The sequence below is a fragment of the Hymenobacter crusticola genome, from assembly GCF_002154225.1.
Lineage (GTDB): Bacteria > Bacteroidota > Bacteroidia > Cytophagales > Hymenobacteraceae > Hymenobacter > Hymenobacter crusticola.
Genome location: NZ_MTSE01000006.1, coordinates 305866 through 317555 on the forward strand (window position 1 = coordinate 305866; position 11690 = coordinate 317555).

5 protein-coding genes are annotated in these 11690 nt (G+C 57.0%); all 5 read right to left on the reverse strand.

What is annotated here, in order from left to right; translation table 11 throughout:
• Window positions 1–209: 209 nt before the first annotated feature.
• Window positions 210–1799, reverse strand: coding sequence for a glycoside hydrolase family 28 protein (locus BXP70_RS14055; protein WP_086594727.1), 1590 nt, complete (start codon window positions 1797–1799; stop codon window positions 210–212).
• Between the two features lie 247 nt (window positions 1800–2046).
• Window positions 2047–3618: an MGH1-like glycoside hydrolase domain-containing protein gene (locus BXP70_RS14060; protein ID WP_143436502.1), complete on the reverse strand. Its 1572-nt coding sequence runs from the start codon at window positions 3616–3618 to the stop codon at window positions 2047–2049.
• 109 nt (window positions 3619–3727) lie between these two features.
• On the reverse strand, window positions 3728–6514 hold the full coding sequence (locus BXP70_RS14065; RefSeq protein ID WP_245849634.1) for an alpha-d-galacturonidase: 2787 nt from the start codon (window positions 6512–6514) through the stop codon (window positions 3728–3730).
• A gap of 243 nt (window positions 6515–6757) precedes the next feature.
• Window positions 6758–8524 carry a RagB/SusD family nutrient uptake outer membrane protein gene (locus tag BXP70_RS14070; protein WP_245849635.1) on the reverse strand — a complete coding sequence of 589 codons (1767 nt, stop codon included), beginning with the start codon at window positions 8522–8524 and terminating at the stop codon, window positions 6758–6760.
• Window positions 8525–8537: 13 nt separating this feature from the next.
• Window positions 8538–11597, reverse strand: coding sequence for a SusC/RagA family TonB-linked outer membrane protein (locus tag BXP70_RS14075; RefSeq protein ID WP_086594729.1), 3060 nt, complete (start codon window positions 11595–11597; stop codon window positions 8538–8540).
• Between the last annotated feature and the right edge of the window lie 93 nt (window positions 11598–11690).

Genomic DNA, 11690 nt, shown 5'->3' on the forward strand with positions numbered 1-11690 from the left:
GAGCTGGTCGAAGCATCTCTACTACTTCGTTGTAAACGCCAGGCTGATGTAGAGACGCGACACTTCGCGTCTCCTCGTTGCTGATGTTGTTTAGCTAGGTGATCGTGCAAAGGGGAGACGCGAAGTGTCGCGTCTCTACAATCGGTAGGCGAAGCGGGAGAGATGCTTCGACCAGCTCAGCATGACGTTCTTGAGAGTTTGCTTTTACACTAATCCACTACCACTTGCTCCTTCACCACATCCTCCTTCTTCAAGGGCGCTTTCACGTACTTGAAGTTGTTGTTGCGCAGCACCACGTTCTTGGTTTTGTCGCCGTTGAGCTTCAGGAAGGTTTCGGTGCCGGCGGCGGGAAAAGAGTTGTAGACGAACACGTCTTCGGCGTTGGTCAGGTCGATGGTGGCGGTGGCGGCTTTGGGTGCTAGGGTGCGTACGCCGTCGAGCAGCAGGGTTTTTACGTTTTCGGCGCGCACGGCGGGGCCGGTGGCGGCATTCACCTGCACGTTGTGAAACTCAATGTTTTGCGCCTGTTTCACCGTGAAGCCGGTTTTGGCATTGAGGTTCATGTTGTTGAAGGTGACGTTTTCGATGGGCATCTCTTCCAAGCCGTTCAGGTAGCCCGCTTGGTTTGTCTCGGCGGTGATGTTGCTGAAGTGGATGTTGCGGAACCTAGGGGTGCGCTCCGTGATGGGCTCGGGCTGGCTTTTGGCGTACTGCATATCCAGCACAATGGCCTGTTCGCGGATGTTTTTCATCACGATGTTGTCTACCCGGATTTCCTCCACCACGCCTCCCCTGCCGCGGGCCGTTTTGATACGGATGCCGCGGTCGGTGCCGTCGAAGATGCAGTTGGAGATAGTGATTTTCTTCACGTCGCCCGACATCTCGCTGCCGATGACCACGCCCCCGTGCCCCGAGAGCATGGTGCAGTTGGTGATGGTGTAATTCTCGGCTGGCGCAGCCATCTTCCGGCCGGGGCCATCCTTGCCTGATTTAATGGTAATGCAGTCGTCGCCGACGCTGATGTGGCAGTTGGAAATGTGCACGTACTTGCATGACTCCGGGTTGATGCCGTCGGTGTTTGGCGACTTCGGGTTGTTGATGGTCACGCCCGTCACCGTCACGTTCTCACAGAACTCGGGATTGACCGTCCAGAAGGGTGAGTTGCGAATGGTGATGCCTTCAATCAGCACATTCTTGCAGTACATGGGCTGGATGAATGGTGGCCGCAGGAAGGCGCGCTCCATCACTCCCGGCACATCGGGCTTCAAGCTGTTCAACACGTCCGGGTTCAGGCGTCGGAATTCCTTTTGCCACTTCGACTCGTTTTCCCGCCGCGACTTGCCCTCGGCAAACGCCCACCACTTTTTGCCCTGCCCATCAATCAGGCCGCGACCTTTAATGGTAATGTTCTCGACTTTATAGGCGTAAAACAGCGGCGAGAAGTTTATCACATCCACGCCCTCGTAGCGCGACTGCACCATGGGCAGGTAATCGTCGAAGTTGTTGCTGAAGTAGATTTCCGCCCCCGCATCAATGTCGATGGTGATGTTGCTTTTGAGGTGAATCGGGCCGGTTTTGTACTTACCCGCCGGGAAGTACACCGTGCCGCCCCCCGCCTTTGATGCCGCGTCGATGGCTTTGGCAATGGCCTGGGTAGCTAGCTTGCTGCTGTCGCGGCGCGCGCCGTATTTCACCACATTGTAGTACTGCTGCGCAACGGAAGCCGTTGAACTTGCCAGCAAAAGCAACAAGCCGAAGGCTAGGCTTTTGAGGTTTCGGAGTATTCCGTTTTGCTTCATAGGGTACTTGAGGTTGAATAATGAAGTAATTAATGCAGGCGGAGCGCCTCACCCCCCAGCCCCCTCTCCGAGAAGGAGAGGGGGAGCCATCGTCTGAAGTGTTGGGTGAGAAGGGTTGAAGGTTGCGTTAAAAAGGTCACTTAAAACTGAGAACCTAGCACTTCTCACTTCTTGCATCAGGCTCCCCCTCTCCTTTTCGGAGAGGGGGCCGGGGGGTGAGGCGCCCCACCTGAACGAGACGAATTACCTAGCCTGGCAACGTCGCCAATGCGCGCTTCAGGTCTTTGCCTTGGTAGATTTGCTTGCCGTCGGCGTAGATGCGCAGGCCTTTGCCTTTGCCGTACTTCTGGCCGGTTTCGTCCCACAGCACCGTGATGCTCTTACCGTGGTAAGGCACATTATCGAGGCAGAACCACGCCCACTTTCCAGCCGGAACAAGTGAGAAGACTTCTACCTTGTTATCGGCGCGGGGCTTCAAGCCGACCAGGTCGCTGATGACTAAGTCGCAGAAGCCGGAGTGATTGTAGAAGCTGCTGCGGGGGTTGTCACCTTTGAGCCAGTAGCCGTTCTTTTCGTCCTGATACTCACCTAGGTAGGGCACGCCGTTCTTCTGGTGCGAAAGGGCATATTTGCGCAGCTCGTCGTAGTACACCTGCGGGCTCATACCGTCTTGGTGCTTGTACTGGGTGAGCAGGTTGGCGAGGCCTTTTAGGGTTTGGGTGGTGGCGAAGGGCCACACGGCGCCGTCCCATTCGCAGCCGTGGCCGGAGCCGTGCGTTCGGAAGGTGGGGGCGCGGCGCTCGGCGGTGGTCAGGCCCCATTTGGCTTTGAAGCCGGCCGTGTCGGTGAGCTGCTCCCACTGCTTGGCGTACTTGGCTTTGTCGTCGGGCAGGGAGAAATACCAGGGGATGTAGCCTAGCTCCTCGCGCGACTCGCAGAGCGGACCAGCTTCGTACTTCACTTTAAAGAATGATGCGGGTTCATCCCATAAATTCTTCTGTACTAAAGTCTTCAGCTCCTTTTCCTTCTGCTTGTACTTGCGCGTGAGGCTGTCATTTTTCACCAGCGCCGCCATAGCCGCTAGCGCCTTGGCGTTGCCGTACATGTAGCTGTTGATGGTGGGGCGCACGTTCTTGGCCTTGCGCGAGCCGCTGATGGATTCCTCCATGGCGTCGCGCACGTCGAATTGCCAGAACATCTGGTTGGGCAGCTTGCGCTCCGTTTCCCACAGGCGGTAATCGTCGTTGAGGGCGGGCAGCACGGCCTGCACGAAGGCTAGGTCGGGCTTGACGAGGTAGCGGTTGTACACGGCATCATCGAGCCAGCTACTGAAGGCGTGCAGGTGAGGCTTCTTCTGCTTCGGATCGACGAACAGCCAGAACTTGATGTATTCGTCGAGGTACTGCTGGTTGCGCAGCCAACGCGCCTCGTAGATGTGGTGCCCCAGGGCGCTGCTGATGGTGTTATGAACGCCCGCGTGGTTCATCGGCGTGATGAACTCCGTGAATACGTAGCCGTCGGGGGTCTGCTTCAGGTGCTTGCGCATGGTCCACCAGCGGTAGTAGTAGGTCTCCTGAATGGCCGAGTCGGGGCACTCAAACAGCGGCACGTTCTGCGCCATCCAGTCGGCCGACTGGGCGTTGGTGACGTAGTTTTTCACGGCTTCTTCTGCGTCCAGCGAGTTGAAGTACGCGACGCTGCTTTTCAGCTTATCGGTGTTCAGCACCACGGGCGTGCTCTGCTGCGCAAAGCTAGGTTGCGGCCGTTGCCACAGGGCTAGGCAAGCGAAGGAGAGAAGAAGCTTGGTTCGTAAATGCATGGTTTGTACTACCTCTTTATGTAGCGCGGACTTTGTGGTCCGCGCCTAGCTTGTTCACGCCGCGGACTACAAAGTCCGCGCTACTTGCACCCGACTGGAGAAGGACACTTTATTCAAAAAGCCAGTCGATTTCCTTTTTCTCCCCGCCCGTCCCTAGGCCAGCGTCGTAGGTGCGCACGTCCTGGTTGCCGTCGATGAAACCTAGGATCAGGCAGGCGCCCCGGTTTAGGTTCAGAGTGTGCGTGCCGGCTTTGAAGGAGAACGTGTGCACGTTCACAGGCGGTTGGTTGCCGGCGAGCAGTGCGTGAGCGGTTTTGGTATCGGCCTGGCCGAAGTCGTTGGCGCTGGCGTCGGTTTCGAGTTGCGGCGCTTGCAGGTAGCCCGCGCCTTTTTTCTCAAAGTAGCCTACCAGCACTTTCACCGGCTTGGTGGCCGAAAACTTCACCTCCGTACCTTGTTTCTGCTGGCTAGCTTTGGAGAGCAGCACTCCTTTCAGGCCCACTAGCTCCGAGGCAAACTCCTTGATCTGTGCGGTAGTATCGGCAAAAACTTCTTGCCCCGGCGCAATGGTGTAGTAGCCCTCCACTTTGCTGAGCACGTTCACCGGGGCGTTCTTCAGAACAACGAGCTTCTTGGCTTGGGCCGAGGGCTTGATGGCCTTCAGCGAGTCGATGTTGTGGCGGAAATTGGTTAGCTCTTTCTCGTACACCGGCAGCATTTCCACCCAGGTTTTGTAGGTACCATCCACCCCGCGCATCGGAATTTTGCGCTGGGAGGTTTGCATGCTATTGGCGTAGAGGTAAGCGTTTTGGGTGTGCTCCACCAGCTTTTTGAAGTGCTCGATACTGCGCTGCAAGGGCGGCACGGCTAGCTCTAGGTCAGCCACGTTGTTGGAGTATTTGTAGCGCAGCACCTGCACGGCGGCCCGCGCCTTTTCGGCGTAGAAGTTGGCCATGGCGTCGTAGCAGTACATGTCGTTTTTGAGGCGCTCAAACTCCTCCTTGTTCTTCGTCACGCTCGGCGCGGCTTTCTCGATGGCGGCCACCGCCTTGCGGCCGTGCACCACCACTTCGTCGGCTACTTGCGGGGGTGTCTCGCCGATGTGCGGCTGACGGGCGGCTTCTTTCGCGGCATACTCAATAATCATCTCGCCCTCTGGCGCTTCCGAGTTATAGAGCAGCGTAAACAGGCCGTAGCGGTTCGGGTTGATGAGCTGGCCCATCAGCATACCTAGGGTCAGCGTCTGGCGGTTGCCATCGGTGATGCCGTAGCGGCGCAGGAGCTTCGGCGAGATTTCGCCCGACTCTTCGTAGGCTTCCAAGATGGCTTTACCGGCTTGTTCGTCGCAGCCGTACATCTCGCCGATGGAGCTGCCCCAGTAGTTCACTTCCGCGGGGCGCGGGCGGTTGGCTTTCCAGGCGTAGCGGGCCCAGCCTTTGTACCAAATCCAGTCGCGGTCTACTTGCAATTGGCGCTGCGCTACCTTGTCGGCGGTGTAGGGCCAATCCCAGTACGAGGCTTGCGGGTAGAGGTGCAAGCCGTTGGCTTCGTACACGTTGTGCATGGCTTGCACGCTTTTCTGCATGAAGTCGGCTGAGCCGTAGCGGAAGGGTTCTAGGTTGGCCAGGATGTGCACGTTCTCAATCTGCACCGTGCCGATGCGGCTCAGGTTGCGGTGCAGCTCGGCCCAGGGGCCGCGGGGCGTGTAAGTTGTCAGGGCCTCGCCGTTGAACTTGGCTTCCGTGTACAGATTTTTGTAGATGGGCAGCGCCGCTTTCATCACGGCTTGCGCGTCGGTGTCGTGGGCGCGCAGCACGATGGGCGGCTGCGTGGTCTGACCGAGGGCTTTCAAGCCGTCCTGCACGCCGGGGATGATGGTTTTGGTAAACCAATCTACGTCGTCTTGGCCCACACCTTCCATGGCCTCCCCTAGCGCCACCATCAGGCCCACGTTCGGGTACTTCTCCACGAAGGCGGCAATCGACTTACGGGTGTAATCGGCAATGAGCGGCACGATGGGCCGGTTGCGGTCCTGGGTTTTGATGTTGTGGTGCTCGGCGAAAGGCTTGGAAACGATAATGTTATAGAACATCTGAATCACCCAGATACCGCGCTTATCTGCCTCTTTGGTCACAAAGCCGAAGATTTCTTCATTCTTCTTAAAAGTCGCCTCGTCTACTTCTACCGCGTACGGGTATTCCTTCAAGCGTACCAACGACGCAAACGGGTGCCCGTTCCAGAGGTAGAGCGAGTTGTAGCGGTTCTCGACCATCATGTCGAGGTACTTCACCCACAGCTCTTTATCGTAGAGCCACGGAAACACCTCGGGCGTGTACGGATACTCGTACACGCCGCGGCCGGGCAAGTACGTTGGTTTTTGAACCCCGATGCAGGTACCGCGCAGCACCATTTCGGGCTGGTCGATATAAGAAATCTGCTCAGGTAACGCCTGCTTTTCCTTCACCTGATCGGCTAGTTCCAGGCAACCGTACAGAGCGCCTGAGTCGTCGGCACCGGTGATAACCAGCACGTTGCTCTTCGCCGAGTTGATGGCAAAGCCTTCCTTGGCTAGGGTTTTGGTCGCGCCAAGCTGGTAGGTGGTCGTTGCTTTTTGCAGCAGTTCATCCCCCGGCTTGCCTATCACGATTAGCCCCTGCTTGCCGGCTAGCTTATCTTGCTTCACTACTTTCACCTGATAGCCCGCTGCTTGCAGCGCCGTTGCCAGTCGATTGGCACCGAACTCTACCCGAGCGTGCGCCGCCTTCGGAATTACAATGGTGCGCGACTGGCCTTTAACCGGTTTGCCTAGCCCATAGGACCTAGGCGAACAAAGCAGCAGAAAACAGCTGATAAACAGTAAAATGCTGGCTGCTTTTTTCAGGGGAGAACGATGCAAAGGACTAGGTTTTAGGAGGAGGTTAACTTTTGACTCGCGTCTGCCGGTCCGACGCCTAAGGCGTCGAACCAGTTGTGGTGTGCTGCTGTCTGCACAAGCTAGGTGCACAATGATCGTTCAACCAGCTTGTTCTGACGCCTGCCGGTCGGACGCCCTAGGCGTCCGACCGGCAAGCGTCAGCAATTGAGCGCAGCGCTACCGTTCGGACGGTTAGTACTGTCCGACCGGCGGGTGATTCGTGCTCTAGTACCCAGGATTTTGGCCGAACTCCGCCGCGTTGGTCAAGGAGTTCAGCTCCTCCTGCCGGATGGGCCGGAGCACGTGGAAGGGCTGCACTTGGTTGATGTCGGGGTTGCGCTGCTTGATGTAGTTCACGAAGTCGTCGCTGCTGCGCACGCCTTTCATGCGCTTTACATCGAACCAGCGGATGTTTTCGCCGGCAAACTCGCGTGCACGCTCATCCAAGATGAAGTCGAGCGTTACATCGGCGGCCGTTATCTGCATGGCCGCGGTTTGGTTCACGGGCGTTTTGCGGGCGGCGCGGGTCCGCAGCACGTTGATCATGGTGGCAGCCGCAGCTTTGTTACCGAGCTGCAACTCCGCTTCCGCCGAAATCAGGTACATCTCGGCTAGGCGCATTACCATCACGTCGTTGGTGCCGGCCTGCACGTTGGGCGCCGAGCGGTTCGGGTCAAAGAACTTCTTTAAGTTCACGTAGTTCAGCCCGTCGCGGATAGTGCGGTTGGGCAAATACACGTCGTTGCGGTCGTACACCACGTAGGTGCGCAGGTTCTTATTGGTCAGGGCGCGTTTGGTGACTACTAGCGCGGTGTCACCTACGCGCAGCTGTTTGCCCACAATGCTAGCATCCTTGCCAAAGGTGCGGGCGTCGGCGGCCGTCCAAGTGTAGGCTTTGTTAGCCAGCCACACTTCCTGGAAAGAAGCCTCGTAGCGAGCATCCTTGGTAGCGTCGTAGAGGTCCAGCAGCGTGAGCGTAGGCATCAGGCGGCGGTTGTTTTCGTAGCCATAAGCTAGGCTCTGCTCTAGGCCCGGCCGACCGTTGTAGGGAGCCTGAAATACTTGAAACAGGCGGTTGCCTTGGTCGTCGATGTTGAGGCTAGGGTTCGTGGAGTTGCTTACCACGTACAGCGCCTCTCCCCCGTCTCGGCCTTGCTTTTTGTTGTTGGCGGGGTTGAAGAGGTCGGCGTAGCTAGGTACCAAATCGACCTTCAGCTCCCCCTTGCGAGTGATGATGCTGTTGGCCATGTCGCGGGCCTTGGTGAAGTACGTCTGCGCGTCGCCACCCGTCGCGTAGTAGGCCTGCGATAGATACGCCCGCGCCAAGAAGCCCATAGCGGCCTTGTTGGTGGCGCGGCTATACTCGTTGCCCCAGCTCACGGGCAGGTTGGCGGCCGCAAACTCTAGGTCACTGATGATCAGCTTATAAAAATCGTCTACCGAGCTGCGCGTCGCCGTCACAACGGGCTCTTTGGTTTCCTCGGTGCGCAGCATCACGCCGCCCCAGGTTTCCACCACGTGCCAGTAGTAGAAGGCCCGCAAGAAGCGCAGCTCGCCTTCGCGCTGGTTCTTATCTTGCGCCGAGGTGAAGCCCGCTTCGTTGATGCGATTGATACCAGCATTACACAAGTTGATCGACTTCCACAGGGCCGTCCAGGCCGCACGGTTGGGGTTGCCTTGCAGTGGGGTGAGGCCCGCGTATTGGGTGAGCTGGCCGGCATAGGTGCTCTTGGAACTGTTGAACCACAGGTCGGTGCCCGTTTCGCTCATGAACTCGCCGTCTTCCTTGCCGTACCAGGAGCGCTGCTCGGAGTAAGCACCGTTCACCACCGTCACGAAGCCTTCGGGCGTGCTCCACACGGTATCGGCGGTAGCGTTGGAGGGGTTGTACTCGTCGAGGTCGTTGCAGGCACCTAGCCCTAGCGTGAGCATCAGCGCGAGCCCGCGGGAGAACAGGACTTGCTTGTTATTTGCCTTATGAAGTAGGTTCATGTTCGTATCTCAATTAGAAATTAAGATTCACCCCGAGGATAAATTGGCGGCTCAAGGGCGTCGATTCGCTGCCACCGCGCTCGGGGTCGTAATCTTTGATCAGGTGGCTTTTGGCCAGCACAAAAAGGTTGGAGGCCGTGGCATAAATGCGGGCACTTTCCAGGAATGCTTTGCCCGCAATTCCTTTCGGAATGGTGTAGCCTAGGGTCAGGGTTCTCAATTTCAGATAGGAACCATCCACAAAATTCAGCGCCTGGTAGCCGGTGTAGCCTTGGTAGGAGCTCAGCGTGGTGCCTCTGCGTGGCCGTGGGAAATCATTCGTGGGGTTTTCGGGCGTCCAGTAATCAATGATAGCTGGTCCGTTGCCGGAACCCGCCGTATTGTAGCGGCCCAAGAATTCGGCATTGATCATCTGCCCGTAGCGAGCAAACCAGAACATATTCAGGTCAAAGCCTTTGTAGGTGAACGTGTTCTGGAAACCAGCTACCCACTTCGGCACGTTCGAGCCGATGTACATCTGGTCGGCGGCGGTGAACGTGTAATCACCATTCAAGTCCAGCAGCTTGATATCACCGGGCTTAAAGGTGTAGTTACCTAGCTTGTACTGCGCGGCAATGTCGGCTTCGTTCGTCTGCCAAATACCTAGCTTTTTGTAGGTGTAGAACGACCGAATCGGGTGACCGAGCAGCAGCGAATTGCTCTCGGGGTTGCTCGAGGCAATAATGTCGGTGCCGCTGATGAGTCGCGTAATCTCTTCAATGTTGCGGGAGAACGTAATCGTCGACGACCATTTAAAGTCTTTGGCCTGAATGTTCTGCGTGGTCAGGGCAAACTCGATTCCGCGGTTGCGGGTAGCCCCGATGTTTTCGTATACCTGACTCACACCCGACGAGATAGGCAAGGGCCGCAGCAACAAAATGTCGGAGGTGCGCGTGTCGTACACATCCACCGTGGCGCTCACGCGGTTATTGAACATACCTAGGTCCAACCCGATGTCCGTCGTTGCCGATTTTTCCCACCCTAGGTTGGGGTTACCCACCGTAGCTTGGAATAAATAGGCCGTCGCGGGCACATCGCCAAAGCCCATGCGGGTGCTAGCCGACAGCACGCTTTGCGTGCCATAAGGGTCGATGGCATAGTTGCCGGCCACGCCGTAGCTAGCCCGAAGTTTCAGGTTATTCAGCTTTTCGAAGTCTTTCAGGAATGCTTCGTCGCTGATATTCCAGCCCACGGCTGCCGACGGAAAGAAATCCCACTTATTGCCAGCTGCCAAGCGCGAAGCACCATCGTAACGGCCGGTCAAGGTCAATAAATATTTTCCTTTGTAGCTATAATTTAAACGACCTGCATACGCCATATTTTTCGAACCCACGTAGGGCGAGCGAATAGTGCGCGTAACGGAAGTGCTCGTAGCACTCAAATCGTAAAATAATTGCGAAGCCAACAATTGGTTGGTACCGCTGGCGTAGGTATTATCATTATCACTCTGGATATAGTTAGTAATACCCGTGAGCGTAAAATTATGGTCGCCGAAATCCTTGTTGTAGCTTATAATATTATCCCAGTTATAAAACCGGCTGAAATTATTTTCCGTCGATGATACGGAGGTGCGGTTGCTGGCTTGCGTGAGCGACGTACGGTCGTTGTAGATACCGCGGCGGCTGAACGTCAGGTTCGTACCGAAGTTTGAGCGCAGCGACAGGCCTTTTACCGGCGTGACTTCTAGGTAGCCGTTGGCGATGATATTGGTGCGAATGGTGTTGTCGCGGGCTACGTACGGACCGCGCTCATCCGCGAGCGGGCTCACGCGGCTCTGGTCGGCGGCAATGGGGTATGTGTTGATAGCACCATTGGCATCATACGGCACCCCGAGCGGACTGAGGGAGGTAGCCTGCCCAAGCGGATTCTGGCGGTTGTCCTGCTTGAAATAGGTAATCTGGCTTAGGAAGCCGGTTTTGATGATCTTGCTGATGTTCTGGTCAACATTGAGGCGCAGGTTATAGCGGTCATAGTCGTTGTTGCGCAGCATCCCTTCTTCGCGGAAGTAGCCTGCCGAGGCAAACACCTTGGTGTTGTCGGAGCCGCCGCGGAGCGATACGGAGTGGTTTTGCTGAGTGCCATTGCGCTTCACGAGGTCTACCCAATCGACCCACTGCCCGGCTTGCACAGCCGCGTACTCGCCTACTTCGGGAAAGATCTTGGCGTCGTCGTCGGGGCTGTTCCAGTCACCGGTAGTACGCCATGCTTCGCGGCGCAGGTTCAGGTAATCCTGACCAGTGCGCGACTCCGGAAAGCGGTACGTGTTGACGCCGTAGTAGCCGTTATACGCTACCCGTACCTTGCCCGCCGCGCCCTTTTTGGTCGTCACGATGATAACGCCGTTGGCACCCTGCGCGCCGTAAATAGCCGTAGAGGAGGCATCTTTCAGCACCTCAATCGACTCAATATCATTGGGGTTCAGATCGGCGATGTTGCCGCCCTGGAAGCCGTCGATGATGGTGAGCGGACCGTTGCGGTCGATGCCGCTAGCAGCACCGGTACCAGCGTTGTTGATGGAGCGCGTGCCGCGGATAGAAATGCTCGAGTTAGCCCCTGCTGCACCTGAGGTTCGCACAATATCAGCGCCGGGCACCCGACCCTGAATGGCTTCGATGGCGTTGTGGGTGGGCGTTTGCACGATATCATCCGACTTCACCGAGTACACCGAGCCGGTTAGGTCGCGCTTCTTCACGGTACCGTAACCGATCACGACTACCTCGTCTAGCGCGGCTGTGTTGGCCGCTAGCCGAATGTCGAGTCGGGCCTGGTCGGGTGCTACGTCCAGTTCCTGCGCCTTAAAGCCGATGTAGCTCACCACAAGCGTGACGCGCTGATTGCCGGCTACGTTCAGGGCAAACTCGCCCTTTGTGTCCGTCGAGATGCCGTTGGTGGTGCCCTTCTCCACTACCGTTACCCCAATTAGCGGCTCTGATTTGTCCGCACTAACGATCCGGCCGGTTATGCTTCGCGTTTGTGCGTAGCCAGCTACTATGGTACCTAGCAGCAGGAACCACAGGAGAAAAATTTGCTTCATAGAATAGCGTAGAACAGGAGGTTGGGTGGCACTTCCTCTACTCGCAGTAGTTGGGAAGCATAACACCAAAAGTAATTTTATCCTGTGCTGCTG

Bases quoted from the DNA above. Each gene is read 5' to 3' on its own strand.
- BXP70_RS14055 (WP_086594727.1), bottom strand. From the start codon at position 1,799: ATGAAGCAAAACGGAATACTCCGAAACCTCAAAAGCCTAGCCTTCGGC.
- BXP70_RS14060 (WP_143436502.1), bottom strand. From the start codon at position 3,618: ATGCATTTACGAACCAAGCTTCTTCTCTCCTTCGCTTGCCTAGCCCTG.
- BXP70_RS14070 (WP_245849635.1), bottom strand. From the start codon at position 8,524: ATGAACCTACTTCATAAGGCAAATAACAAGCAAGTCCTGTTCTCCCGC.
- BXP70_RS14075 (WP_086594729.1), bottom strand. From the start codon at position 11,597: ATGAAGCAAATTTTTCTCCTGTGGTTCCTGCTGCTAGGTACCATAGTA.